This window comes from Streptomyces sp. NPDC091292 (genome assembly GCF_044757265.1).
Lineage (GTDB): Bacteria > Actinomycetota > Actinomycetes > Streptomycetales > Streptomycetaceae > Streptomyces.
Window position 1 is genome coordinate 523,723 of the sequence record NZ_JBIVUQ010000003.1, and the last position, 26,561, is coordinate 550,283.

Sequence of the window (26,561 nt, forward strand, 5' to 3'; positions counted from 1 at the left end):
CTGTGAAGTCGAAGTCCGGGGCCCGTCCGCCGCGCGGGGCGGACGGGCCGTACCGGGTGTCTGCGGATCACTTGCCGCCGTTGACCGTCGCCGACGTCACGGCGCCCGCGTCGACGCCCCACTTGGTGATGATCTTGCCGTACGTGCCGTCCTTGATGATCGCGTCGAGCGCGGCCTTCAGGGCGTCCCGCAGCTCGGTGTTGCCCTTGGCGACCGCGATCCCGTACGGCGCGGCCTCGACCTGCTCGCCGACGATCTCGAAGTCGTTGCCGCCGCCCGAGGTCTGCACCGCGTACGCGGCGACCGGGAAGTCCGACGAACCGGCGTCCGCGCCGCCGGAGCGCAGCCGGGTCTGGGCCTGCTGGTCGTTGTCGAACGCCTCGATGGACAGCTTCTTGCCCGCCGGACACTTCTTCGCCTGCGCCTTGGCGAGGTCGTCGGAGACCGTGCCGCGCTGCACCACGATCTTCTTGCCGCAGAGGTCGTCCCAGGTCTTGATGTTCTGGGTCTTGCCCTTCTGCGTGTAGATCGAGACGCCCGCGTTGAAGTAGTCGACGAAGTCGACGCCCTCGCCGACCTTCTTGCCGGTATCGGGGTCGACACCGTCCTGGCGGTTCTTGGTGTCCGTCATCGCCGACATCGCGATGTCGTAGCGCTTCGAACGCAGGCCGGTGATCAGGGTGTCGAAGGTGCCGTTCTCGAACTCGAAGGTGACGCCGAGCTGCTTGCCCATGGCGTCCGCGATATCGGGGTCGATGCCCACGGTCTTGCCGGACTTGTCCTTGAATTCGACCGGTGCGTACGCGATGTCCGAACCGACCTTGATCGTGCCCTTGTCGCGGATGTCCGCGGGCAGCTTGCTCGCGAGCGGGGCACCCGAGGAACTGGAATCACCGCTGCCGGTGTCCTTCTTCGTCTGGTCACCACAGCCGGCCAGCAGCAGGGAGCCGGCGACCGCGACGGCGCCGATCGCGGCGAGCCGGGACTGCGCGGACTTCGCGGCGAACGAGCGTCGGGTGGAGCGTGCGGTCATGGTGGGTTCCTCCGGCGGGTAAGGGAAATGCCGGTGGTCGGCGGGCACACACCATCGGGTGTCGCGACCACGTGTGATTACGGCATCTTGCCATTCGGACGGACGCAATCAGTGGGGCTTCTATGTCAAAATCGGATAACGGGTGATCCCCGGACCTCGACACGCCGACCCCTCTGGGCCGGATCTTCTGCGGGGTGAGGCGCCGCGTGCCGGAAGATCTACGGTGAGTCTCAGGATGCGGGCGCTTTAAGTCGTATACGCCGGGCGTTCCATGGATTTGTCCGTGACTTGTCCAGATATTCGGCTATGAGTCATGTCACCGAGGCGATACGGACTCGTCCGCGGAGCCGTCCGTCCGGTAAGAAGGTTCCTCACACCCCTCATCCGGGGCTCAGGGCGCGTGTGCGGCGCGCCCGTCGCGCGAGGATCCGCCATGTACCGGACCCCAGGGACCCGCGCGGTGCCCGCCCACCCCTCAACCAGGAGTGGTCACCCTCAACCGTTTTAAGATTTAAGGGGTAAACCAGTGGCAGCGGAGATCGTCAATCCTCGCGGCGACAGCAGTGCTACGGACGCCGAGCCTCTCGATTCCTTCGACCCGGCGTTCGCGCTGCACCGGGGCGGCAAGATGGCCGTCCAGGCCACCGTGCCCGTCCGTGACAAGGACGACCTGTCCCTCGCCTACACACCCGGTGTCGCCAAGGTGTGCAGCGCCATCGCCGAACAGCCCGACCTCGTGCACGACTACACCTGGAAGTCGCAGGTCGTCGCCGTCGTGACCGACGGGACCGCGGTCCTCGGGCTCGGCGACATCGGCCCCGAGGCGTCGCTGCCCGTGATGGAGGGCAAGGCGATCCTCTTCAAGCAGTTCGGCGGCGTCGACGCGGTGCCGATCGCGCTCGCGACCACCGACACCGACGAGATCGTCGAGACGGTCGTCCGGCTCGCGCCCTCCTTCGGCGGGGTCAACCTGGAGGACATCTCGGCGCCCCGCTGCTTCGAGATCGAGCGCAAGCTCCAGGAGCGCCTGGACATCCCCGTCTTCCACGACGACCAGCACGGCACCGCCGTGGTCACCCTCGCCGCGCTGCGGAACGCGGCGCGGCTGACCGGGCGGACCCTGGGCGATCTGCGGGCCGTGATCTCCGGGGCCGGGGCGGCCGGGGTCGCCATCGCCAAGTTCCTCCTTGAGGCCGGTATCGGCGATGTCGCGGTCGCCGACCGCAAGGGCATCGTCAGCCGTGACCGCGACGACCTGAACTCCGTCAAGCGGGAACTCGCCGAGATCACCAACCGGGCCGGGGTCAGCGGCTCCCTGGAGTCGGCCCTCGCCGGCGCGGACGTCTTCATCGGCGTCTCCGGCGGTACGGTGCCCGAGCCGGCCATCGCCTCGATGGCTCCCCGGTCCTTCGTGTTCGCCATGGCCAACCCGGACCCGGAGGTCCACCCCGACGTCGCCCACAAGTACGCGGCCGTCGTGGCGACCGGGCGTTCGGACTTCCCGAACCAGATCAACAACGTCCTCGCGTTCCCCGGGATCTTCGCCGGTGCCCTTCAGGTGCGGGCGTCCCGGATCACCGAGGGGATGAAGATCGCGGCGGCGAATGCGCTTGCGGATGTCGTGGGGGATCAGTTGGCCGCCGACTATGTGATTCCGTCGCCCTTTGATGAGCGGGTTGCGCCGGCGGTGACTGTGGCTGTGGCTGCGGCTGCTCGGGCCGAAGGTGTTGCTCGGCGCTGACGCGCCTTGCCCACGGGGCCCCGCCTTCAAGGCGGGGTCCCGCCGTTTTCCCGCCCGCCCGCCCGTCGCGGTTCGTTGCCGGGTATCCGTCACCAATTGCGCAGTTCCCCGCGCCCCTTCAGGGGTGCCACCGGGGCGCCATCTCCGTCCAGCGCCTATCGTCAAAGCCATGTTCGCTGCCTACGCTGCCCATATCTCCCCTGACCAGCCGCTGAACGCACTTGAGTTGGGGGAGCGGCCCTCTCCTCAGGTGCGGGACGGATGGACGACCGTGAACGTCAAGGCCGCATCCCTCAACCATCACGACCTCTGGTCCCTGCGCGGGGTCGGGCTCGGTGAGGACAAGCTGCCGATGATCCTCGGCTGTGACGCCGCCGGAGTCGACGAGGACGGCAACGAGGTCGTCCTCCACTCCGTCATCGGCCAGACCGGCTACGGCGTCGGTCCACGCGAGGGCCGGTCCATCCTCACCGAGAAGTACCAGGGCACCTTCGCCGAGCAGGTCACCGTGCCCGCCTGGAACGTGCTGCCCAAGCCCCCCGAGCTGTCCTTCGAGGAGGCCGCCTGTCTGCCGACCGCCTGGCTCACGGCGTACCGCATGCTGTTCACCAACGCCGGGGTGCGGCCCGGCGACTCCGTCCTCGTGCAGGGCGCCGGCGGGGGCGTGGCCACCGCGGCGATCGTGCTCGGCAAGGCCGCGGGGCTGCGGGTCTTCGCGACCAGTCGTGACGAGGCCAAGCGGAAGCGGGCCCTGGAACTCGGTGCCGTGGAGGCCGTCGAGTCGGGTGCGCGGCTGCCGCAGCGGGTCGACGCCGTCATCGAGACCGTGGGTGCGGCCACCTGGTCGCACTCCATCAAGTCGCTGCGGCCCGGCGGCACCGTCGTGATCTCCGGTGCGACCAGCGGCGACCGGCCCTCGCACGCCGAACTCACCCGCGTCTTCTTCCTCGAACTGAAGATCGTCGGCTCGACCATGGGGTCCAAGGACGAACTGGAGGACCTGCTCTCCTTCTGTGCCGCGACCGGTGTGCGGCCCGTGATCGACAAGGTGCTGCCGCTGGACCGGGCCCGCGAAGGGTTCGAACGGATGGAGGCCGGGGGGCAGTTCGGGAAGATCGTGCTCACCGTCTGACCTGCTTCCGCCTCCCTCATGTCACCTCATGTCAACCGTGGTTGACATGAGGGAGGTGTCAACGTACATTGACATGCATGACCGAGGCAACGGATCTCGCCGAGCGTGCGGGTGATCGTGATCCACGGATCGGGCTGCGGGCCGTCGCCGCTTTGCGGCGGCTGCTGGAGCAGCTTGAGGCCGTGCAGGTGCGCAGTGCGCGCGTGCAGGGCTGGTCGTGGCAGGAGATCGCCGCCGAACTGGGCGTGAGCAGGCAGGCCGTGCACAAGAAGTACGGGAGGCAGTGATGTTCGAACGGTTCACACAGGGGGCCCGCGCGGTGGTGAAGGGCGCGGTGGTGCATGCCGGTCGGCTCGGCGCCGATGCGGTGGACGAGGGGCATCTACTGCTCGCCCTGTTCGATCAGGAAGGGACCAGAGGGTCCTTCGCCCTGGCTTCCCTGGGGGCCGCGGATCGCCGTGAGTCCGTGGAGCGGGCGCTTGAGGAGGCCCGGCGGCGCGGTGGGATGTCGCGGGCCGACTCCGACGCCCTCGCCGGGCTCGGTATCGACCTCACGGAGATCGTGTCCCGGGTGGAGGAGGCGCACGGTGTCGGGGCGATGGCCGGGGTCGGAGCCGGAGCCGGGGTCGGGGGCGCCAAGGGGCGCGGGCGGTGGGGTGGCGGGGTGCCCTTCTCGCGTGAGGCCAAGGACACCCTGTCGGCATCGCTGCGGATGGCCATCGGCCGGCGCCACCGCTCCATCGGCGACGAGCATCTGCTGCTGGCGCTGGCCTCGCGCGGGGGAGTGGTCGCCGAGATCCTGGCCGATCACGGCGTGACCGTGGCCTCGGTGGACCGGGTGCTGCACGGCACCCCGGGCGAGGGCCGGGCGGCGAGCTGACCGCACTTCGACGACAGGCCCTGGGTGGGTCTCCCCCCGCGAGACCCACCCAGGCCTGTCCGGTCGAGGGCTGTCCGGTCGAGGCTCAGTGCCTCGGCATACGGAGGACCACGCCGATATGGGCCGCCGCCTCCGACAGACGGCGCCGCGTCTCCCGCAACTGGTCTTCCGTGACACCGCCGTCCCGCGCCGCGTCCCTGATGTCGTCGCGGAACCGGTCCAGGAGTCGGTCCAGGTCGCGCGACGGGTTGCCGGTGGAGTCCTCATGGGCCCATGACGGCTCATAGCTCGCGGGGAAGTCGTCCCGGGTGACCGTGAACTCCGGCGCCGGAGCCGGCCGCTCGCTCCCCTTGGACGTGTCCGTGGATGCGGATGTGTCCTTGGGGGTGTCCTTGCCGAAGAACTTGCCGAAGTCGCCGAACTCCTTGGCCAGTTCGGACAGGCCCTCCCGGACGCCCGTCGGCCAGTCGCCGCGCTGGAAGTGGTCCTGCACCTGGTCCTGGACCTGCTTGGCGATGCGCTGCATCTCGGCCTGGGCCTGGACCCGGGCGTTCTCCGTGGCCTCCTTGGCCTGGCGGCGGGCCCGCTGGGCCTCCTCGCGGGCGCGGCGGCTCTCGTCCTTCGCCCGCCGGGCCTGCTCCTTCCACTCCTGCTTGGCGCGCTTCAGCTCCTCCTTGGCCTGGCGCCACGACTCCTTGTCGGTCCAGCTCCCGTCGACGTAGTCCGAGGCGTCCGGGTACGGAGTGTCCGCGCCGGCGCCTGCTCCGGACCGGGTGCGTGCCGCCTGGGCCGCCGCCCGCATGTCGCGGCGAAGATCGCCGGCCGCTCCGCGCACGTCGTCCCGGATCTCGGCGGCCAGCTCCGCCACGGACTCGCGGATCTCCAGCTCCAGATCGGCCAGTTCACCGCTGCGGTCGGCCAGTTCGGCGCGGCCCGCGTCGGTGATCGAATAGACCTTCCGGCCGCCCTCGGTGGTGTGGGTGACCAGACCTTCCGCCTCCAGCTTCGCGAGCCGGGGGTAGACGGTGCCGGCCGAGGGTGCGTAGAGCCCCTGGAAGCGCTCCTCCAGGAGACGGATCACCTCGTACCCATGGCGGGGGGCCTCCTCCAGGAGCTTCAGGAGGTAGAGGCGGAGGCGGCCGTGGGCGAAGACGGGAGGCATGTCAGAGCACCTTCCTGTCGGACGGGCCGGTCGGGGCGTCCGTGGTCGTGGGCGGCTCGGATGGCGGGGCGTCGTACGGATCGGTCTGCGGCCTGCGCAGGAGCGCGATCGAGCCGGAGACCGTGGTGGCCTTCAGCTTGCCGTTTCCCGAGCCGAGGCGGCCCGTGATCCGCTTGGCGCCCCACTGGCCGCTCACCCGCAGGTCCTCGAAGGCGTTCGAGACGCTGCCGCTCGCGGTGTTCGCCTCCACCTCGGCGTCCGCCGGGTGCGGCAGCCGGATCGCGATCTCACCGGAGACGCTGGTCAGGCTGATGTCGGTGGGGCCGATCGTCGGGTCCAGGTCGACGATCATCGATCCGCTCACCGAGTCGGCCCGCACGGACGAGCCCGAGCCCTCGACGACCGTGAGATCCCCGGACACGGAGTTGAACCGCAGATCGCCCATGACCGCCTGTGCCTCGATGTTGCCCGAGACCGTGTCGGCGCGGACCGGGCCCGAGAGGCCGACCAGGGTCGTGTCCCCGGTGACGCCCTTGACCTCCGCGCGGCCCTCGATGCCCGAGAGCATGGCGCCCGCGCCCACCACGCCGACCTCGACGCGTGTGTCCGCCGGAACGGCCAGCGAGACCACCGCGCTGCGGCGCCAGCCCTTGCGGTCCAGCCACTTGAGGAAGCCCTTCCAGGGCAGGTCCTCATAAGCCACGGTCAGACTGCCGTCCTCCTGGGTCACGATCAGGGGCGGGCCCTCGATCTGCGAGATCTCCAGCCGGGCGGAACTCTCGTCCGTACCCACCACGTTCACCGTTCCGTTGACGATGCGCACATGGAGTGCCGTCACCGGGGCGTCGAAGGTGAGCTTCCTCGGCTCTGCGACGGACCACTCGGACATGGTGCGACCTCCCTGTGCGGCCTGGATGGCGTGTCGAAACGGCTGACGGATCGGGACGGGATCGGGATCGGGTCGGCCGGGCGACGCGGCATATCGCGTCTCCTGAGATACACGATATATCGCGGATACGGGAAGTCAAGACATATCCGGGACCCGCGCCCCACTCGCGCCCCACCCACGCCCCCCTGGTGCCCGCCGTGGACCTGATCTGCGCGCCGATCGTGCCGATTTGTCCTAGCGTGGGGCCATGTCGTCCGACGCCACCGCCACCTCCCGCAGCGCATCGGCGCGTAACGCCGGCGCACTGCTGCTGTGCCGCGCGACCCCCGCGACGGTCACACCCGCCGCGCATCTTCTGCGGGAGCGGATGCTGGTCGCGCCGGCGGGCCCCGAGTGGACCGCGCTCGTCCCCGAGGGCAGGCCCTGGCTGGACGACGGCGAACCGGTCGACCGCGTCCTCACCGGCTGGGCCACCGCGCTCGCCGTCGGCGCCTCCTGGCCCGTACTCGCCCTGTGGTGGGACACCGGCCACAGCGGCTACACGCTCGCCTCCGGCTTCCGCCGCACCGTCGGCTACGTATGGCTGGCGAACGGCACCCCTGTCGGCGAGGACGAGGCCATGCGGACCTTCGCGGCCCGCCTCGGCCTGGACCCCGTACTCGACATGCAGTCCCTGGACGCGCTGACCCGGCCCGACCCGGACGCCGACGCGCGCGCCCGGCTGGTGGCCCTGCTCGCCGTCCTCGCCCGTACGGGCCTGCTCCTGCCGCCCGGACTGGCGCCCGGCGAACCGGCCGGGCGGATGCGCGAGGCCGCACGCACGCACGCGCACGTACGCCAGGTCGAACGGTCCGGCCGGCGGGACAGCGTCCGCGCGGACTTCGACGCCGTGGCCCGTACCACGCTCGGCCCCTGGCTGTGCGGCCCCCGGGTCCGCGCCCTGTCCGCCGCCCAGCTCGCCGTGGGGCTGCCGCTCACCGTGTGGGGCGCCCGCCGCCGCAGCCCCGGCTGGGCGGTCGCAGGGCTCGTCCTCGTCGCCCAAGGGGTGCTCGGTCTCGCCTACGACAGGTTCCGCGAGCGACGCGGCTGACACCTCACCTACGCGTCACCCACGCGCCCGCGCGCTGACCGTCGTACGCGCTACTCCTCGTCGTCCTCGTCGTCCAGCCGTGCCAGCCAGGTGGCGAGCCGTTCCACCGGGACCTCGAAGTCCGGGTTGAGGTCGACGAAGGTGCGCAACTGCTCGGCAAGCCACTCGAAGGTGACCTCCTCCTGGCCGCGCCGCTTCTCCAGCTCCTCGATGCCACGGTCGGTGAAGTACAACTCTCGCTCCTGATACGCGACGGATCTTCCCCTCAGGGTAGGCCGAAACGCCGGAGGCCCGGCACCCTCCCGAGAGGAGAGGGCACCGGGCCTCCGTAGGACGACGCAGGACGACGACCCCCGCGCGCGGGGGACGCCTTACGCCTCGAACACCTCGTTGAGAAGCTGTTCCTGCTCCGCCTGGTGGCGCTTGGCCGAGCCGACCGCCGGGGACGAGCCGTGCGGGCGCGAGATGCGCCGCAGCCGCTCGCCGTGCGGGATGTCGGCGCCGACCGCCAGGTCCAGGTGGTCGATCAGGTTGAGCGCGATGAACGGCCAGGCACCCTGGTTCGCCGGCTCCTCCTGCGCCCACAGGTACTTCTCGGCGTTCGGGTACTTGGAGATCTCCGTCTGCAGCTCCGCACCCGGCAGCGGGTACAGGCGCTCGATGCGGATGATCGCCGTGTCCGTGATGCCGCGCTTCTTCCGCTCGGCGTCCAGGTCGTAGTAGACCTTGCCCGCGCAGAAGACGACCTTGCGGACCGCCGCCGCGTCCACGCTGTCGTCGCCGATCACGGGGCGGAAGCCGCCGGTGGTGAACTCCTCGGCCCTCGACGCCGCCGCCTTCAGACGCAGCATCGACTTCGGCGTGAAGACGACCAGCGGCTTGTGGTGCGGGTTGTGGACCTGCCAGCGCAGCAGGTGGAAGTAGTTCGACGGCAGGGTCGGCATGGCGACCGTCATGTTGTTCTGCGCGCAGAGCTGGAGGAACCGCTCCGGGCGGGCGGACGAGTGGTCCGGGCCCTGGCCCTCGTAGCCGTGCGGGAGCAGCAGCGTGACGCCGGACGTCTGGCCCCACTTCTGCTCGGCCGACGAGATGAACTCGTCCACGACCGTCTGCGCGCCGTTGACGAAGTCGCCGAACTGCGCCTCCCACATCACCAGCGACTCGGGACGGGCCAGCGAGTAGCCGTACTCGAAGCCCATCGCCGCGTACTCCGAGAGCAGCGAGTCGTAGACGTTGTAGCGGGCCTGGTCGTCGGACAGGTACAGCAGCGGGGTGTAGTCCTCGCCGGTCTTGCGGTCGATGAGGACCGCGTGCCGCTGGCCGAAGGTGCCTCGGCGCGAGTCCTGCCCGGACAGCCGGACCGGGGTGCCCTCCATCAGCAGCGAGCCGATGGCGAGGGTCTCGCCCATGCCCCAGTCGATGGTGTTGTCCTCGACCATGGCCGCGCGCCGCTGGAGCTGCGGCAGCAGCCTCGGGTGCACGGTGACCCGCTCGGGGATGTTCACCTGGGACTCGGCGATCCGCTTGACGACCTCCTGCGAGACCGCCGTGGTCACCGCGACGGGGAACTCGGCCTGCGGGTCCGGGCTGTGCACCTCGGACGGCTGCGAGGTGGCCTCACGGACCTCCGTGAAGACCTTCTCCAACTGGCCCTGGTAGTCCTGGAGCGCCTGCTCCGCCTCTTCCAGGGTGATGTCGCCGCGACCGATCAGGGACTCGGTGTACAGCTTGCGCACGGAGCGCTTCTTGTCGATCAGGTCGTACATCAGCGGCTGCGTGAACGCCGGGTTGTCCGACTCGTTGTGCCCTCGGCGGCGGTAGCAGATGAGGTCGATCACGACGTCCTTGTTGAACGCCTGACGGAACTCGAACGCGAGGCGTGCCACGCGTACGACGGCCTCGGGGTCGTCGCCGTTGACGTGGAAGATCGGCGCCTCGATCATGCGGGCCACATCGGTCGCGTACATCGACGAACGCGACGACTCGGGCGCCGCCGTGAAGCCGACCTGATTGTTGATGACGATGTGGACCGTGCCGCCGGTGCGGTAGCCGCGCAGCTGCGACATGTTCAGCGTCTCGGCGACGACACCCTGGCCCGCGAAGGCCGCGTCACCGTGCAGGGCGACCGGCAGGACCGTGAAATCGGTGCCGCCCTTGTTGATGATGTCCTGCTTGGCGCGGGCGATGCCTTCGAGGATCGGGTCGACGGCCTCCAGGTGCGACGGGTTCGCCGCCAGGGAGACCTTGATCTGCTCGCCGTCCAGGCCCGTGAAGGTGCCTTCGGCGCCCAGGTGGTACTTGACGTCGCCGGAGCCGTGCATCGACTTCGGGTCGAGGTTGCCCTCGAACTCGCGGAAGATCTGCGCGTACGACTTGCCGACGATGTTGGCCAGGACGTTCAGCCGGCCTCGGTGGGCCATGCCGATGACGACCTCGTCGAGGCGGGACTCGGCCGCCGAGTCGATGACCGCGTCGAGCAGCGGGATGACGGACTCGCCGCCCTCCAGCGAGAACCGCTTCTGGCCGACGTACTTCGTCTGGAGGAACGTTTCGAACGCCTCAGCGGCATTCAGCCTGCGGAGGATGCGCAGTTGCTCCTCGCGCTCCGGCTTCGCGTGCGAACGCTCCACGCGGTCCTGGATCCACTTGCGCTGCTTCGGGTCCTGGATGTGCATGAACTCGATGCCCGTGGTGCGGCAGTACGAGTCGCGCAGCACACCGAGGATGTCGCGCAGCTTCATCATCGCCTTGCCGGCGAAACCGCCGACGGCGAACTCGCGCTCCAGGTCCCACAGGGTGAGCCCGTGCTCGGTGATGTCCAGGTCGGGGTGCTTGCGCTGGCGGTACTCCAGCGGGTCCGTGTCGGCCATGACATGGCCGCGCACCCGGTAGGAGTGGATCAGCTCGAAGACGCGGGCGGCCTTGGTGACGTCGTCGTCGTGCGAGGCGTCGATGTCCTTGAACCAGCGGACCGGCTCGTAGGGGATGCGCAGCGCCTCGAAGATCTCGTCGTAGAACCCGTCCTGGCCGAGCAGGAGGTTCGCCACGACGCGCAGGAACTCGCCGGACGCGGCGCCCTGGATGACGCGGTGGTCGTACGTCGACGTGAGCGTCATGACCTTGGAGATGCCGAGCTTGTTCAGGGTGTCCTGCGAGGTGCCCTGGAACTCCGCCGGGTAGTCCATCGAGCCGACGCCCATGATGACCGACTGACCGGGCATCAGACGCGGGACCGAGTGGACGGTGCCGAGGCCGCCGGGGTTGGTCAGCGAGACGGTGACGCCCGTGAAGTCGTCCATCGTCAGCTTGTTGTCGCGGGCGCGGCGGACGATGTCCTCGTACGCCTGCCAGAACTCGAAGAAGTTCAGCGTCTCGGCCTGCTTGATGCCCGCCACGACGAGCTGGCGGTCACCGTTGGGCTTCACCAGGTCGATCGCGAGACCGAAGTTGATGTGCTCCGGCTTGACCAGGGTCGGCTTGCCGTCCCTCTCCGCGAAGGAGTGGTTCATCGACGGCATGGCCTTGATGGCCTGCACCATCGCGTACCCGATGAGGTGCGTGAAGGAGATCTTCCCGCCCCGGGCGCGCTTGAGGTGGTTGTTGATGACGATGCGGTTGTCGAACAGCAGCTTCACCGGGACCGCGCGCACGGACGTCGCCGTGGGCAGTTCGAGCGAGGCGTTCATGTTCTTCGCGACGGCCGCGGACGGGCCGCGCAGCGTCACGTACTCCGGGCCCGCGGCGGGCTCGGTCGCGACGGCCGGCGCGGTGGCCGGGGCGGCCTTCGCGGCGGGCTTGGCGGGCGCGGCCGGGCGTGCGGGCGCCGCGGGGGCGGCCGGGGCCGCGGGTGCGGTGGCGCGCGCGGCGGGGGCCGCGGGTGCGGGGGTGCTCGCCGGGGCCGGTGCGGCCGGTGCGGCCGGTGGGGCCTGGGGGGTCGGAGGGGCGGCGGGGGCCGTGGTGGCCCCGCCGTTCGCCGAGGCGCCCGTAGTGGTGCCCGTGGTGTCCGCGGCCCCCGCGGCTGCGGCACCCGGCTTGGCGGGGGCGACCGCGCCGCCCGGCTTGTAGTCGGCGAAGAAGTCCCACCAGGCGCGGTCTACCGAATTCGGGTCCTGGAGGTACTGCTGATAGATCTCGTCGACGAGCCACTCGTTGGGACCGAAGGCGGCGGCAGGATCGTGGCCCTGGCCCGCTCGGTCGGTGGAGACGCTCGAATTACTGGGGGACTGTGGCGACACGGCGGCAACCGCCCTCTTCCGCTTCACAAGGTGATGGACAGCGGGAATCAAGGCTACGCCCACCTGGCCTGCGGATGCAGACCGGGCCGGTCATCCGTCGCGTAAGTCACATCGGATCCCGTGTTTCGCGCCGGGAATTGGCGGGAAACAAGCGGGGTTCCGTGTCACTCGGGCGCGTCGGGGCGTGCCAGGACACCGCCGGACGTGGGTTCACGGACCGTCCACGGGCACCCTACGGCCACCGGGTGTCGGCCCGGCGTCAACCTTGTGTACGCGGTCAACCTCGTGTGCGCGGTCAACCTTGTGTGCGCGGCAGACGCGCCAGGCCGGGCAGGAGTACCTGGATCCGGCACCCCTTGGGTGATTCGGCCACGCCGATGTGGCCGCCGTGCAGGTCGACCGCCCACCGCGCGATGGCGAGGCCGAGTCCCGTACCGCCGTCGCTGCCGGGGCCGTGCGGATACTGGGCGGCGCCCGGTGCCGTGTTCGAATGGGTGCCGCGGTTGAACCGCTCGAAGACCCGGTGCCACTCCGACTCCGGGATGCCGGGACCCTCGTCCAGGATCTCCAGGTCCAGCGATTCCGGGTGGGCGCCCCGGCGCGCCTTCACGGTGACGCGGCCGTGCGGAGGGCTGTGCTTGACGGCGTTGTCGATGAGGTTCGCGACGACCTGGTGGATGCGCTCCGGGTCGGCGTGCGCGGTCAGCTCGGGCGGCGACACGTCCAGATGCAGATGGACGTCCGTACGGGTGTGGCTGCCGGAGCCCGACGCCATCCCCGCGCGCGCGGAGGCGACCATGTTGGCCTCCTTCAGGACGCCCGACAGATACGGCCACACCTCGAAGCGGCGCGCCTTCAGGGGCACCACACCGTTGTCGAGGCGGGACAGGTCGAGCAGGGTCTCGACCAGGCGGCCCAGGCGCTCCGTCTGCTTCAGCGCGGTCCGCATGGTCTCCGGATCGGCGGCGGAGACTCCGTCCACGACGTTCTCCAGGACCGCCCGCAGCGCCGCGATGGGGGTGCGCAGCTCGTGCGAGACGTTCGCGACCAGTTCCTTGCGCTGCCGGTCCTGCGCCTCCAGGTCGTCGGCCATGCGGTTGATCGTGATCGCCAGGTCGCCCAGCTCGTCGCGGCGGTCGGCGCCGAGCACCCGGCGCGTGTAGTCGCCGTGCGAGATGGAGCGCGCCACCGTGGTCATCTCGTCCAGCGGCGCCGTCAGCGAGTGCGCGACGAACTGCGTGATCAGGAGGGTCGCGATCACCGAGAACACGGTGATGAACCGCAGCTCCGTCTCGGTGCGCAACGCGATCATCAGCAGGCCCGTGGTGATGAAGACGGACACCACGACGAGCGTGCCGAGCTTCGTCTTCACGGAGAACGGCCGCAGACCGTGCGGGCGGCCGGGCGGGGGTGTGCCGGCGCGCGCACCGGGGGGTCCCCAGGCGCCGGTCGTGTTCCGGGTGCCGTCGGGCCCGGCGCCCTGCCCGCTCATGGCGTCGGTGTCTCCAGCGCGTACCCGACACCGTGGACGGTACGGATCCGCTCGGCGCCGATCTTCCTGCGCAGGGCCTTGATGTGGCTGTCGACGGTCCGGGTGCCGGACGCGTCCGCCCAGTCCCACACCTCGGCGAGGAGCTGCTCACGCGAGAGCACCGCGCGCGGGGTGTTCGCCAGGCACACCAGGAGGTCGAACTCGGTCGGCGTCAGGTGTACGTCCTCGCTGCGCACCCGTACCCGGCGCTGCGCGTGGTCGATCTCCAGCTCGCCGAGGCGGAGGATGCCGCTGCGCGGGGTCGTGGCGGCGAGCGCGGCGCGCTCCACGCGGCGCAGCAGGACGTGCACCCGGGCCGCCAGCTCCCGCATCGAGAACGGCTTCGTCATGTAGTCGTCGGCGCCGACACCGAGGCCGACCAGCATGTCCGTCTCGTCGTCGCGGGCCGTCAGCATCAGGACCGGGACCGGGCGCTGTGCCTGGACGCGGCGGCAGACCTCCAGGCCGTCGAAGCCCGGCAGCATCACGTCGAGGATGAGCAGATCGGGCTGCCACGCCTCGGCGGTGTCGACGGCCGCGGGGCCGTCTCCGGCCGTTTGCACCAGGAATCCCTCGGCGCGCAGCCGGGCCGCGATGGCGTCCACGATCGTCGGGTCGTCCTCGACCACCAGGACCCGCCGTTGCGCGCCCGCCGTCGCCGTAGACGTACTGGTGTGTGTCTGCTCCATCGCCCCGCCCCTACTGTGCTGTCCGGAATCCGTGGGGTGATCCCATGGCTGCGCACGGCACGGGAGTGATCCGCGCGCCGGTCAGCAGCGTAAGGGCAGGGAGCGTGCGGAGGCTATCCAGGTCTTACCGCGAGATGCACGACGTCCGGTACGCCCCGGGCAACCGCGATCTCTTCGGTACGGACCCCTTGGAAACCGGCATTCCGCAATGTTCTTTCGAAAAGAGACGAGGGCTGCGCGGACCAGACCGCGAGGACACCGCCCGGGGTGAGCCTTGCCCGGCAGGCCGCGATGCCTTCCGGGGTGTACAGGCCGCCGTTGTCGTCGGTGACCGTCCAGTCGGGGCCGTTGTCGATGTCCAGACAGAGCGCGTCGTAGCGGTGTGCCGGGTCGCGGAGGTGGGTCAGGAGGTCGGTGTGCGCGATGGCGGTACGGGGGTCGGCGAGGGCGTCGGCGGAGAGCGCGGACAGGGGGCCCTCGCGGTGCCAGTCGATGACGGCGGCCTCGCGCTCCACGACGGTGACGCGGCCCCAGCGGGGGTTCGCGGTGGCGTGTGCGAGCGAGAATCCGACGCCCAGGCCGCCGAGCAGGAGCGACGGCTCCGCCCGGTCGTCGAGGGTGGTCAGCGCGGCGTCCACGAGCAGCCGCTCGGAGCGGCCGTCGGACGTGTCCATGAGGAAACAGCCGTTGGCGATGATCTGGAGGAGGTCGCCGTGGCGCCGGAGCACGACCTCGCCGTAGGGCCCGTCGCGCCGGTCGAGCACCACGGGTCCGGCGCTCTCCCGACTGTTCTTTTCGATGTCGTACGGGGTGGGCATGGGGTTCATCCTGGGGGAGCGGTGTGGACGTGCGCCATGAGGTTTCTGTGAATCGGCCCGAGCGTGGTGCCGGTCATAGACACCGGGTGGTGCGGGGGCGAAGGGTGGGCCGGAACGGAAGGAGTCCTCCACGGTGACGACGGCCTCTGCTGCGGACACGGCGACCGGACCCGACGGTGAGACGGAGGGTTCCGTGCCGGTGCTCGACGGCATTCCGGGACAGCCGGGCGCGGTTGCGGTCCGGGCGCCCGAGCCGAGGCCCGCCCCGGCCCTGGTCCTGGCCCGCGCGGCCGTCCGCCTCCTCCCGACCCCCACCGGCACCCCTTTCACCTTCTTCTACGGGCTGGTGCTGGCCCTGACCTCCCTCTTCGCGCAGTACGCGGAACCGTCGCTGGTGTCGGCGCTGCTGCACGGCTCCAGTACGGATGTCGCCCATCTGGCGGCGCGGCCGGGACTCGTCCTGATGGCCAGCGCGCTGTGGATCGCCGGGGGGATCACCTCGCCTTACACGATCGGCTTCCTGGTGGTGCTCACGGCGCTCGAACGGCGGGTGGGGGCGTGGCGGACGGCCGGTGTCTTCCTGCTGGGACACGTGGTCGCGACGCTTGCGACGGAGTTGCCGGTCGGAGCGTCGGTCCTCCTCGGAGATCTGCCCGACACCTCGCTGCACCGCCTCGACTACGGCATAAGTTTCGGCGTCGCGGCGGGCGTCGGCGCCCTCGCGGGCTTGCTCCGGCCCTGGCTGCGGTGGCTGGTACTGGCGGCTACCGGCTGGTACCTGCTGACCGACCTCCTGACCCTCTCGGACCCGATCTCCAACTGGGGGCATCCGCTGGCCCTGGCATTGGGCATCTGTACGTGGCCGCTGCTGAGGGGTGGGACCCCGGCGGACCGGGAGGAACGTGCCCTGCGGGCGGCTTGATCGGGGCGGTCGTGGATGAAGCCAACTCTCGCCGGCTTTGCGCCGTTCCCCGCGCCCCTTGTGAGGCTTGCGGCTGGTGGGGATCTGCGGGTTGTCCGGGGGTGGGTGCGCAGTTCCCCGCGCCCCTTTGTGGGGCTTGGGGGCGGTGGGGATCTGTGGGTTGTGTGGGGGTGGGTGCGCAGTTCCCCGCGCCCCTTTGTGGGGCTTGGGGGCGGTGGGGATCTGCGGGTTGTCCGGGGGTGGGTGCGCCGTTCCCCGCGCCCCTTGTGAGGCCGCGCTTCCTGCGGGGTGCCGCGATGGCGGCTCTGGCGCCTTCCGCCGTCGGTGGTACGTGCTTGGGTCAGCTACCTGCCGGGATTCGGGTCGGAGAGTCGTCGAGCCGGAGGCTCGGGATTCGGGTTCGGGCCCGTGCCAAGCGGCTCGTGCAGAAGATGCCCACCGCCGATGTCGCCATGAGCATGGCCGCCGCCGGCCAGTACGAGCCGCCCGCCCACGCCGACAGGGCGACCGCCGCCATCGGGCCGAGGCCCGCGAAGATCATGTTGCAGACCTGGTACGACAGGGAGATTCCCGTATAGCGGACGTGCGGTTCGAAGCCTTCGGCCAGGATCGACGCGATCGGCCCGTACAGCGCCGACATCACGAACCGCATCGCCAGCATCATCAGCCAGATGAGGGCAATGCTCTCCGTCCGCAGGATCAGGAACTGCGGGATCGACAGGACGATCACCCCCGCCAGGCCGAAGATCACCACCTTGTGCGCCCCCACCTTGTCCGCCAGCCACGACAGACCGGGGGTCACGACGAGTTCCAGGAACGCGGCCAGTGTCAGGCCGTTCAGGAGCATCGACTCGGACAGGTGTAGTTCGCCGGTGCCGTACGACAGCAGGTAGCTCGTCACCACGTAGTAGCCGCCGGTCGCCGTGGCCAGCGCGAAGACGCCGGTCAGGACCGTGCGCCAGGCCGTACGGAACACCTCGACCACCGGCAGCGGCGCCGCCTCGGCCGCCGCCTTCTCCTCCGCCGTCCGCCCCGCCGTCACCGGCGAGTCCTCAAGCCGGGTCCGGATCAGCAGCCCCACCACGACCAGCACCGCCGACGCCAGGAACGGCACCCGCCACCCCCAGCTGGTGAACGCCGCGCTCCCGAAGAGGTTCATCAGCGCGAACGCCCCCGTCGAGAGCAGCGCCCCCACCGACGACCCGAGCTGCGCGAACGACCCCCAGAACGCCGCCTTCCCCGGCGGCGCGCTCTCCACCGCGATCAGTACGGCGCCGCCCCACTCCCCGCCGATCGCCAGCCCCTGGATCAGCCGCAGCACGATCAGCAGGATCGGAGCCAACACGCCGACCTGCTCGTACGTCGGCAGCAGACCGATCGCGAACGACGCGATGCCCATCATCATCAGCGTCACCACGAGCGTCTTCTTGCGGCCCACCCGGTCGCCGATGTGCCCGAAGATGATGCCGCCCAGCGGGCGCAGCAGGAACCCGACGGCGAACGTGCCGAACGCCGCCAGGGTCTTCATCAGCGGCGGCATGTCCGACGGGAAGAACACGTCGTCGAAGACGATCGCCGCCGCCGTGGCGAAGGCGTAGAAGTCGTACCACTCGATCGAGGTACCGGCGAGGGCCGCCGCCGCGGCCCGTCTCGGGCTCTGGCTCTTTCGTGCGCTGGTGCGGTCGGTCATGGCGAGTCTCCGGAGGGAAGATAAGAGGATAAGGGGGACGGAGCGGGCGGAGAGTGAGAGGTGGGTCTCAGTGGGGCGTGCGCGTCCACGCGCGGGTGCCGGCGATCCACGTCTGCTCGACCGTGATCCCGGGGAGCGCGTCGGCGGGTGTCCGCAGCGGGTCCGCGTCGAGGACGACGAAGTCGGCGAGCATGCCGGGCGCGAGGGCGCCGACGGAGTGTTCGGCGTGCAGGGCGCGCGCGGCGGCGGCGGTGTGCGCGTGCAGCCCGTCGGCGACCGGCAGCCGCAGTGAGGCGTCGCCGAGGACCGTGCCGAGTACGGTCCGCCGGTGCGCGGCGGCGGCGACCGCCTCCAGCGGCGCGGGCGGCGCGACGGGCGCGTCCGAGCTGAAGACCACCGGCACGCCCGCCGCGGCGCACCGCCCCGCCGGGTTGTACCGGTGCCCGAGGTCACCGAGCGCCGTCACCGTGCCGTCACCCGTCCGCAGATGGTGCTGCGGCTGCATCACGGGCACGACCCCCAATTCACCCATCCGGGTGATCTGCTCGTCGGTCGGCAGCCCGCAGTGCTCGATCCGGTGCCGCATCCCCGGCCGGTCCCGGTCGGCCCGCGCCTTCTCGACCGCGTCGAGGACCATGCCGATGGCGTACGGGGACTGTGCGTGCGTCGCGGTCTGGAGCCCCGCGCGATGGGCGCGGCCGAGGAGTTCCGCGTACTCGTCGGCCGAGTGGTACAGCTGCCCGTGGTGGCAGCAGTCCGCCGCGTACCCCTCCGGGAAGTACGCGGTCCAGCCGCCGAGGGTGCCGTCCGCGTAGAACTTCACGCCCTGCACCCGGAACAGGTCGTCGCCGAAGCCGTGCACGACACCGAGGTCGAGCGCGGTGTCCAGGAGCGCCGATGTCAGATACGCGGAGACCCGCATCCGCAGCGACCCGTCCGCGTACGCCCGCAGATACGTCTCCATCTCGCGCCGGGAGACCTGCGCGTCGCCGACCGTGGTGACACCGGCCGCGAGGAACACCTCCTGGGCGCGGGCCAGATGGTCGGCCATGATCGCGTCGGGCTCGGAGAGGTGGAAGTTCGGGCCGTGGTTGCCGATCTTCACGCCGGCTGGCCCGGTGAGCAGGTCGCAGGCCGCGTCCCACAGCTGTCCGTCGGGCTCACCGGCGGCGGTGCGGCCGATGCTGCCGCCCTCGGGGTCGGCGGTTCCGGCGGTGATGCCGCAGGTCCGCAGGGTGCGGGAGTTGACGACACCGCCGTGGCCGGAGGCGTTCATGACGTACACCTCGCGGTCGGTCGCGACGCGGTCGAGGTCGTGGCAGGTGGGGTGGCGGCGCTCGGCGAGCCGCCGGTGCTCGTAGCCGAAGCCGCGTACCGGGACGCCCGCGGGCAGGTCGCGGGCGGCCTCGGTGAGGACCGTGACGAGCGTGTCGATGTCGGGGACGCGCTCGGGGCGGCAGTCCACCCAGGCGAGGGCCTGCCCGTACATCACCGGGTGGCAGTGCGCGTCGACGAAGCCGGGGTGCACCAGGCCGCCGTCGAGCGTCAGGGTCTCGTCGGCGCGTCCGCCGAGTGCGGCGCGGGCGTCGGCGGCGGTCCCGACGTGCACGATCCGGTCGCCGCGTACGGCGAGGGCCTCGGCGCGGACGGGGGTGCCGGCGGCGGCGACCTCGGCCCCGGTGACGAGGAGGGTCCGCTCGGGGGCGGCGGTGCTCTGGCGCATGGCGTTCCTGTCTGTGCAACTGATTCGTTCGCGATGAAGGTAAAACACGAACGCCAGGTGCGCCAGATGATGCGCTCTTAAATTTTTCGACAAGTCGAGCGAGCTATCTGCCTACGTATCGTCCGAGAGGTCGGTGGGTGGTGTGCCCATGTCGTACCGCTCCTTCACCAGCTCCATGTGCAGCCAGCTCTCCACGCCCCGTACCCCCGCCACGTCCCGCATCCGCTCCTGGGTCTCCAGGACCGCGCCCAGCGACTCCGCCGTGATCGTGCCGACGAGCTGTGCGCGGCCGATGCACGTCGACAGGAACGACACCCGCTCCCAGCGCGCGAGGCGCCGGGCGACCGGTGCGGCCGGGCCGTCCACGCGGACCGCGAAGCCGCACAGGTGGCCGAGCCCCAGTACCTCGGGGCGGACCAGCGCGACGACCTTGGCGACCCCGGCGTCCAGGAGGCGCAGGGTGCGGGAGCGGGTGGCGCCGGGGGAGAGGCCGACCCGCTCGGCCAGCTCCGCGAACGGCAGCCGCCCGTCGTGCTCCAGCTCCGCCAGGATCCGGTGGTCCGTGGCGTCGAGGTCGAGCGCGTCCGGTTCGTCGGGCAGGAGGTACGGGTCCTTGATCTGGCCGGTGGACAGGAGCGGGTCGACCACGGTCACCCCGGGCAGGCTCCGTACCCGCTCGATCGCCTCGTCCAGGGCGCCGAAGCCCGCCGTCCGCAGCTCGGCCATGACCGGGCGCTGCCCCGCCGTGAGCGTCACGAACGGGGCCTGCGGGAGCGCCGCGACGGCCCGTGCGACCGGGGCTGCCGCGCCCTCGACGTCGATCGACAGATGGGCGGACGCGGTCAGTCCGCGTACCGCCGGGTGCACGATCGCGACCACCCGGACCGCGCCGGTCGCGAGCAGCCGCTGCACCCGCGCGCGGGTCGCGGGCCGGGACAGGCCCACGCGCTGCGCCAGCGTCTCGTACGTGAGCCTGCCGTCCTCCTGGAGTTCGCGGACGACGGACAGATCGGTCTGGTCCAGATCCACCGGACGGGTCTCCTCGCGTAGGGCAGTACGGGCGGGCGGTACGGGCTGTACGGTCGAAACGTAAGTTCAGGATACTGTTCACGGACGAATCGTCCGTCGAGGAATCGTCTATCGAAGAAGGTGGGGGTGGTTGCTGTGGGTCGTCCGGTGGTGGTGTTCACGGATCCGGCGGAGCTGGATCCGGGTCCCGGTGTCCGGCTGCTCCAGGACGCCGGGTTCGAGGTGCGGGTCGCGCACAGCGTCGACCCGGACGTGATCGCGTCCGTCGCGTACGACGCGGACGCGCTGATCGTCGGGTACGCGCGCGTGGACGCCGCCCTCCTCGACCGGCTGCCCCGGGTGCGCATGATCGCGACCATGTCCGCGGGCCACGACATGGTCGACCCGCGCGCGGTGCGCGACCGGGGCTGCTGGCTCGCCAATCTGCCGGGCGCGGCGACCGAGGACGTCGCCGTGCACGCCCTCGCGTCGGCGCTGTCGCTGGTCCGCCGGCTGCCGCAGGCCGACGCCGTCGTACGCGGCGGGGGCTGGAGCACCGACTTCCGGGAAGTGCCGCGCCGGGCGGGCGAGGTGACACTCGGCCTGGTCGGCATGGGCCGGATCGCCCGTACGCTGGCCCGCCTCGCCGCGCCCGTCTTCGGGACCGTCGTGGCCTACGACCCGCGCGCCGCCGACTGGCCCGACGGCGTCGAACGCGCCGACTCGCTGGACGCGTTGCTGCCCCGCACCGATGTGCTCTCGCTGCATGTGCCGCTCACCGACGAGACCCGGGGACTTGTCGACGCCGCCTTCCTCGGCCGGCTGCGGCCGGGCGGCTTCCTGGTCAACGTGTCGCGGGGCGAACTGGTCGACCCCGGTGCGCTGCTCGCCGCGCTGGACGAGGGGCGGCTCGCCGGTGCGGCGCTCGACGTGCTGCCGGTCGAGCCGCCGCCCGCCGGTGATCCGCTGCTCACCCATCCGCGTATCCAGCTGTCCCCGCACAGCGCGTTCCTCTCCGATGCCTCGATCCGGGCTTATGTCACGGGCCCGGCGGAGAACATCCTGGCCTGGCAGCGCACGGGCCGACCGCTGACCCCCGTCGTCGACCCGACCTGAGCGACTCGACCTGAGTGATCCGACCTGAGTGAGGAGTACGAGCATGACGAGTACGGCAGAGAAGACCGCCGTGGAGAAGACCGTCTCGGTGAGCGCCGCCGAGTGGGAGCTGCGGTGTCAACTGGCCGCCGTGTACCGGCTGGTGGCGCACTTCCGGATGACCGACCTCATCTTCACGCACATCTCGCTGCGGCTGCCGGGGCCGGACCATCACTTCCTGATCAACCCGTACGGGCTCCTCTTCGAGGAGATCACCGCGTCCAATCTGGTCAAGATCGACCTCGACGGGAAGGCGGTGGAGCCGAGCCCGTATCCGGTGAATCCGGCGGGGTTCGTGATCCACAGCGCCATCCACCGCGCGCGGGAGGACGCCCAGTGCGTGCTGCACACGCACACCAAGGCCGGGTGCGCGGTCGCCGCGCAGGAGGGCGGGCTGCTGCCGCTCAACCAGATGTCGATGGAGTTCTACGACCGCGTCGGCTACCACGACTACGAGGGGGTCGCCCTCAACCTGGACGAGCAGAAGCGGCTGGTCGCGGACATCGGGGGGCATCCGGCGCTGATCCTGCGCAACCACGGGCTGCTGACGGTCGGGGAGAGCGCGGCGCAGGCGTTCCTGCGGATGTACTACCTGGAGAAGGCCTGCGAAATCCAGGTCACGGCACAGGCGGGCGGCAGCGCACTGGTGATCCCTCCGGCCGAGATCTGCGACTACACGGCCCGCCAGCTCACGGGCGAAGCGGAAACGGACCTGGAGGACGCGGACGCCTACGACCTGGCGTGGTCGGCGATGCTCCGCCTCTTGGACCGGGTGGCTCCGGACTACCGGTCCTGACGAGTACGGGGGGCCGGTGACCGGCATTCGGCGGCCCCTGACCGGCCACCGCGAACTTCGCCTGCGGCGGGCTGGGGGGTGTGGAGGGGGTCGCGGATTCCGCCGGACACGCGCCGTCGTGGCGGTGCGCGGTTGCGGCGGGGAGTGTTTCGCCGGGGGCGGGGGAGGTCTGGGGCTGGCGGCAGTGAGGTCGGCGGCCCTTGACCGCCTGCGGCGAGCAGTGTCTGCGGTGGGGTGTGGAGGGGGTTGCGGGTTCCGCCGGTTACGGGCCGCTGTGGCGGTGCGCGGTTGCGGCGGGGAGTGTTTCGCCGGGGGCGGGGGAGGTCTGGGGCTGGCGGCAGTGAGGTCGGCGGTCCCTGACCGCCTGCGGCGAGCAGTGCCTGTGGCGGTGGGCTGGGGGGTGTGGAGGGGGGCGCGGATTCCGCCGGACACGCGCCGTCGTGGCGTAGCGCCGTTGCGGCGGGAAGTTTCGCCTGCGGCGAGCACCGGCTGTGGCGGCTGGCGGCGGGCTCGGATTTCGCCGGACGCGCACCGTCGTGGCGATGCGCCGTTGCGGCGGGAAGTGTTCCGCCGGAAATGGGCGACCCCTGACCGGCCGCGCGAACTCAGCCTGCGGCGGGCTGGGGGGGGAGGGGGTCGCGGATTCCGCCAGACACGCGCCGCTGTGGCGTAGCGCCGTTGCGGCGAGAAGTGTTCTGCGGAGACGGGAGGGGGGCTGGGGCAGGCGGCAGCGAGGTCGGCGGCCCCTGACCGCCCGCGGCGAGCACTGCCTGTGGCGGTGGGCTGTGGGGGTGTGGAGAGGGTTGTGGATTTCGCCGGTCATGCACCGTCGTGGCGACGCGCCGTTGCGGCAGGGAGTGTTCGGCTGGAGGCGGGAGGAGGTCTGGGGCAGGCACAGCAAGGTCGGCGGCCCCCTGACCGCCTGCGGCGAGCATCGGCTGTGGCGGCTGGGTGTGGAGGGGGTTGTGGATTTCGCCGGTCATGCACCGTTGTGGCGATGCGCCGTTGTGGCGGGGAGTGTTCTGCCGGAGGGGGAGGAGGTCTGGGGCAGGCGGCAGTGCGGCCCCTGACCGGCTGCGGCGAGCACTGCCTGCGGCGGCGGGCTGCCGGGCGGAGGGGGTCGCGGCACCGCTGTGGCGATGCGCCGTTCTGGCGGGGAGTGTTCCGTCGGCGGGGAGCGCTCGCTGCCGCTGCCCCGAATCTCCGGTGGAGTACTTCCCGGCGCAACGGTGCTTCGCCACGACGGTGCGTGTCCGGCGGAAGTCCGCGACCCCCTCCGCATCCCGCCGCCACCCGCCCCAGACCTCCGTCCGCCCGGCGGCGGGCCGTGGCCTCCCGCCTCCGACGGCTGGTGGCGGGTCCGGCACCCCTCCCCCTGCCAGGTGGCGCCGCGCCGCAGGCGCATTTCTTCCCGCCGCAGCGGTGCTCCGCCACGGCGGTCAGTGTTCGGCGGAATGGGGGACGGCCTTGGGCTTGTTCCCGTGACAGAGCAGGCAGGTCGTGGGGGGTGCCCGGTCTGCCGCCGGGGGCTATCGCTGTGGGCGAACAAGGGGCCGGGAACATTCGCGGGGCGTTCTGCATTGAGTCGGTATAGCTCAACTTGATTGCCGAAGGGGAGATCATGGCTGCTGAGTCCACTCCGCTCGCCCTGCCCGTGCTGCCGCTCGATGACGAGGTCGTGCTGCCCGGAATGGTGGTTCCGCTCGACCTCAACGACACCGATGTACGCGCCGCGGTGGAGGCTGCCCAGGCCGCCGCCCTTTCGGCGCCCGGCAAGCCGCGGGTGCTGCTCGTCCCCCGTATCGATGGGACGTACGCGGGCACCGGCGTGATCGGCACCGTGGAGCAGGTGGGCCGGCTCGCCGACGGCGACCCGGGCGCCCTGATCCGGGGCCGTGGCCGCGTGCGGATCGGTGCCGGTACGACCGGACCGGGTGCCGCCCTCTGGGTGGAGGGCACCCCGGTCGACGAAACGGTGCCCGAGCCGCTGCCCGGTGCCGTCACCGAACTGATGAAGGAGTACAAGGCCCTCGCGACGAGCTGGCTGCGCAAGCGCGGCGCCTGGCAGGTCGTGGACCGCGTCCAGGCGATCGAGGACGTGTCGCAGCTCGCCGACAATTCCGGTTACTCACCGTTCCTGTCCCTCGCCCAGAAGGTCACCCTGCTGGAGACCGCCGACCCGGTGGCCCGGCTGAAGCTCGCCACCGATCAGCTCCGCGAACACCTCGCCGAGCAGGACGTCGCCGAGTCCATCGCCAAGGACGTCCAGGAGGGCGTCGACAAGCAACAGCGCGAATTCCTGCTGCGCCGCCAGCTCGAAGCCGTCCGCAAGGAGCTTCGGGAGCTGAACGGCGAGAAGGGTGACGAGGACGAGTCCGACGATTACTGGACCCGTGTCGAGGCCGCCGACCTTCCCGAGAACGTCCGTGAGGCCGCGCTCAAGGAGGTCGAGAAGCTGGAGCGCGCGAGCGACCAGTCGCCCGAGGGCTCCTGGATCCGCACCTGGCTCGACACCGTCCTCGAACTGCCGTGGCAGGAGAGGACCGAGGACCGCTACGACATCCAGGGCGCCCGTGCCGTGCTCGACGCCGAGCACGCGGGCCTGGACGATGTGAAGGAACGGATCACCGAGTACCTGGCGGTGCGCAAGCGGCGCGCCGAGCGGGGCCTCGGAGTCGTCGGCGGACGGCGCGGCGGCGCGGTGCTCGCGCTGGTCGGCCCGCCCGGCGTCGGCAAGACCTCGCTGGGCGAGTCCGTGGCGCACGCCATGGGCCGCAAGTTCGTCCGCGTCGCGCTCGGCGGTGTCCGGGACGAGGCGGAGATCCGCGGCCACCGGCGTACGTACGTCGGCGCGCTGCCCGGCCGGATCGTCCGCGCGATCAAGGAGGCCGGGTCCATGAACCCGGTGGTCCTGCTGGACGAGATCGACAAGGTCGGCTCCGACTTCCGCGGCGACCCCGCCGCTGCCCTGCTCGAAGTCCTCGACCCCGCGCAGAACCACACCTTCCGCGACCACTACCTGGAGGTCGAACTCGACCTGTCCGACGTCGTCTTCCTGGCGACGGCGAACGTCCTGGAAGCCATCCCGGAGGCCCTGCTCGACCGTATGGAGCTGGTCCGCCTCGACGGCTACACCGAGGACGAGAAGGTCGTCATCGCCCGGGACCACCTGCTGCCGCGCCAACTGGAGCGGGCCGGTCTGGAGAAGGACGAGGTCACCCTCGCCGAGAGCGCGCTGCGCAAGCTCGCGGGCGAGTACACCCGGGAAGCGGGCGTACGGAACCTGGAGCGGGGCATCGCCCGGCTGCTGCGCAAGATCGCGGCCCAGCACGAACTGGGCGAGCGGGACCTGCCGTACACCGTCACGGACGACGATCTGCGCGGGCTGATCGGCCGGCCGCACCATGTGCCGGAGGCCGCGCAGGACCCCGCCGAGCGGCGCACCGCCGTCCCCGGTGTCGCCACCGGGCTCGCGGTCACCGGCGCGGGCGGAGACGTCCTCTATGTGGAGGCGTCCCTCGCCGACCCGGAGACCGGCGCGGCCGGACTGACCCTGACCGGTCAGCTGGGCGACGTGATGAAGGAGTCGGCGCAGATCGCGCTGAGCTTCCTCCGCTCGCACGGCGCCGAACTGGAGCTGCCGGTCGGCGATCTGAAGGACCGGGGAGCGCACATCCACTTCCCGGCGGGCGCGGTCCCCAAGGACGGGCCGAGCGCGGGCATCACCATGACGACCGCCCTCGCCTCGCTGCTGAGCGGACGCCTGGTCCGTACGGATGTGGCGATGACCGGTGAGGTCTCGCTGACCGGACGGGTGCTGCCGATCGGTGGTCTGAAGCAGAAGCTGCTCGCCGCCCACCGGGCCGGGATCACGACGGTCGTGATCCCGAAGCGGAACGAGGCCGACCTGGACGACGTACCGGCCGAGGTCCTGGACAAGCTGGCCGTCCACCCCGTGACGGACGTCCGGCAGGTCCTGGACATCGCCCTCGCCCCGGCGACGAACGGCGCGGGACTTCCGGTCGCGGCGTGACGGACGCGGACGGGAGATGAGGAAGGGCCCGGCA

General features: G+C 71.0%; 20 protein-coding genes. 9 read left to right on the forward strand and 11 right to left on the reverse strand.

What is annotated here, in order from left to right; translation table 11 throughout:
• Window positions 1–67: 67 nt before the first annotated feature.
• Entirely contained in the window at window positions 68–1,033 is a 966-nt protein-coding gene (locus tag ACIQNU_RS13705) for an ABC transporter substrate-binding protein (protein ID WP_401365450.1), read from the reverse strand.
• Window positions 1,034–1,559: 526 nt separating this feature from the next.
• On the opposite strand from ACIQNU_RS13705, the gene ACIQNU_RS13710 reads away from it, so the two are divergent.
• From ACIQNU_RS13710 to ACIQNU_RS13725, 4 genes are all read left to right on the forward strand, one after another.
• On the forward strand, window positions 1,560–2,774 hold the full coding sequence (locus ACIQNU_RS13710; RefSeq protein ID WP_401365451.1) for an NADP-dependent malic enzyme: 1,215 nt from the start codon (window positions 1,560–1,562) through the stop codon (window positions 2,772–2,774).
• A 169-nt stretch (window positions 2,775–2,943) separates the two neighbouring features.
• On the forward strand, window positions 2,944–3,906 hold the full coding sequence (locus ACIQNU_RS13715; RefSeq protein WP_401365452.1) for a zinc-binding dehydrogenase: 963 nt from the start codon (window positions 2,944–2,946) through the stop codon (window positions 3,904–3,906).
• A gap of 77 nt (window positions 3,907–3,983) precedes the next feature.
• Window positions 3,984–4,193, forward strand: coding sequence for a sigma factor-like helix-turn-helix DNA-binding protein (locus ACIQNU_RS13720; protein ID WP_389894797.1), 210 nt, complete (start codon window positions 3,984–3,986; stop codon window positions 4,191–4,193).
• The gene (locus ACIQNU_RS13725) at window positions 4,193–4,786 is read left to right on the forward strand and encodes a Clp protease N-terminal domain-containing protein (RefSeq protein ID WP_401365454.1); all 594 of its coding nucleotides are present in this window, start codon (window positions 4,193–4,195) and stop codon (window positions 4,784–4,786) included. Before ACIQNU_RS13720 ends, ACIQNU_RS13725 begins: the two co-directional genes overlap by 1 nt.
• A gap of 85 nt (window positions 4,787–4,871) precedes the next feature.
• Here the strand turns inward: ACIQNU_RS13725 and ACIQNU_RS13730 are convergent, their stop codons facing one another.
• Together ACIQNU_RS13730 and ACIQNU_RS13735 are read right to left on the reverse strand one after the other, a co-directional pair.
• Window positions 4,872–5,948, reverse strand: a complete 1,077-nt coding sequence (locus ACIQNU_RS13730) for a helix-turn-helix transcriptional regulator (RefSeq protein ID WP_401365456.1) — start codon at window positions 5,946–5,948, stop codon at window positions 4,872–4,874.
• A 1-nt stretch (window position 5,949) separates the two neighbouring features.
• On the reverse strand, window positions 5,950–6,837 hold the full coding sequence (locus ACIQNU_RS13735) for a DUF4097 family beta strand repeat-containing protein (RefSeq protein ID WP_401365458.1): 888 nt from the start codon (window positions 6,835–6,837) through the stop codon (window positions 5,950–5,952).
• A 247-nt stretch (window positions 6,838–7,084) separates the two neighbouring features.
• Here ACIQNU_RS13735 and ACIQNU_RS13740 point away from each other — a divergent pair, with 247 nt between their 5' ends.
• The gene (locus ACIQNU_RS13740) at window positions 7,085–7,927 is read left to right on the forward strand and encodes a hypothetical protein (RefSeq protein ID WP_401365460.1); all 843 of its coding nucleotides are present in this window, start codon (window positions 7,085–7,087) and stop codon (window positions 7,925–7,927) included.
• Between the two features lie 50 nt (window positions 7,928–7,977).
• Here ACIQNU_RS13740 and ACIQNU_RS13745 read toward each other — a convergent pair whose 3' ends face one another.
• From ACIQNU_RS13745 to ACIQNU_RS13765, 5 genes are all read right to left on the reverse strand, one after another.
• Entirely contained in the window at window positions 7,978–8,160 is a 183-nt protein-coding gene (locus ACIQNU_RS13745) for a DUF6104 family protein (protein WP_362778931.1), read from the reverse strand.
• 138 nt (window positions 8,161–8,298) lie between these two features.
• Entirely contained in the window at window positions 8,299–12,162 is a 3,864-nt protein-coding gene (locus tag ACIQNU_RS13750; RefSeq protein WP_401365462.1) for a multifunctional oxoglutarate decarboxylase/oxoglutarate dehydrogenase thiamine pyrophosphate-binding subunit/dihydrolipoyllysine-residue succinyltransferase subunit, read from the reverse strand.
• A gap of 295 nt (window positions 12,163–12,457) precedes the next feature.
• Window positions 12,458–13,654 carry a sensor histidine kinase gene (locus tag ACIQNU_RS13755; protein ID WP_401365464.1) on the reverse strand — a complete coding sequence of 399 codons (1,197 nt, stop codon included), beginning with the start codon at window positions 13,652–13,654 and terminating at the stop codon, window positions 12,458–12,460.
• Window positions 13,651–14,382, reverse strand: a complete 732-nt coding sequence (locus ACIQNU_RS13760) for a response regulator transcription factor (protein ID WP_401365466.1) — start codon at window positions 14,380–14,382, stop codon at window positions 13,651–13,653. The genes ACIQNU_RS13755 and ACIQNU_RS13760 overlap by 4 nt, the downstream gene beginning before the upstream one ends.
• 113 nt (window positions 14,383–14,495) lie before the next feature.
• Window positions 14,496–15,200: a spermidine synthase gene (locus ACIQNU_RS13765; RefSeq protein WP_401365467.1), complete on the reverse strand. Its 705-nt coding sequence runs from the start codon at window positions 15,198–15,200 to the stop codon at window positions 14,496–14,498.
• Window positions 15,201–15,333: 133 nt separating this feature from the next.
• On the opposite strand from ACIQNU_RS13765, the gene ACIQNU_RS13770 reads away from it, so the two are divergent.
• Window positions 15,334–16,122, forward strand: coding sequence for a rhomboid-like protein (locus ACIQNU_RS13770; protein WP_401365468.1), 789 nt, complete (start codon window positions 15,334–15,336; stop codon window positions 16,120–16,122).
• A 340-nt stretch (window positions 16,123–16,462) separates the two neighbouring features.
• Here the strand turns inward: ACIQNU_RS13770 and ACIQNU_RS13775 are convergent, their stop codons facing one another.
• The 3 genes from ACIQNU_RS13775 to ACIQNU_RS13785 form a co-directional block, all read right to left on the reverse strand.
• Window positions 16,463–17,812: an MFS transporter gene (locus tag ACIQNU_RS13775; RefSeq protein WP_401365469.1), complete on the reverse strand. Its 1,350-nt coding sequence runs from the start codon at window positions 17,810–17,812 to the stop codon at window positions 16,463–16,465.
• A gap of 67 nt (window positions 17,813–17,879) precedes the next feature.
• Window positions 17,880–19,535, reverse strand: a complete 1,656-nt coding sequence (locus ACIQNU_RS13780) for an amidohydrolase (protein ID WP_401365470.1) — start codon at window positions 19,533–19,535, stop codon at window positions 17,880–17,882.
• 111 nt (window positions 19,536–19,646) lie between these two features.
• Window positions 19,647–20,564 carry an Lrp/AsnC family transcriptional regulator gene (locus ACIQNU_RS13785; RefSeq protein WP_401365471.1) on the reverse strand — a complete coding sequence of 306 codons (918 nt, stop codon included), beginning with the start codon at window positions 20,562–20,564 and terminating at the stop codon, window positions 19,647–19,649.
• Between the two features lie 126 nt (window positions 20,565–20,690).
• Here ACIQNU_RS13785 and ACIQNU_RS13790 point away from each other — a divergent pair, with 126 nt between their 5' ends.
• The 3 genes from ACIQNU_RS13790 to lon all read left to right on the forward strand — a co-directional run bounded on the left by ACIQNU_RS13790 (window position 20,691) and on the right by lon (window position 26,527).
• Window positions 20,691–21,659 carry a C-terminal binding protein gene (locus tag ACIQNU_RS13790; protein WP_401365472.1) on the forward strand — a complete coding sequence of 323 codons (969 nt, stop codon included), beginning with the start codon at window positions 20,691–20,693 and terminating at the stop codon, window positions 21,657–21,659.
• A 43-nt stretch (window positions 21,660–21,702) separates the two neighbouring features.
• Window positions 21,703–22,494 carry a class II aldolase/adducin family protein gene (locus ACIQNU_RS13795; protein ID WP_401365473.1) on the forward strand — a complete coding sequence of 264 codons (792 nt, stop codon included), beginning with the start codon at window positions 21,703–21,705 and terminating at the stop codon, window positions 22,492–22,494.
• A gap of 1,621 nt (window positions 22,495–24,115) precedes the next feature.
• A complete protein-coding gene (gene lon, locus ACIQNU_RS13800) occupies window positions 24,116–26,527 on the forward strand; it encodes an endopeptidase La (RefSeq protein WP_401365474.1) in 2,412 nt (803 codons plus the stop codon).
• Window positions 26,528–26,561: the final 34 nt, after the last annotated feature.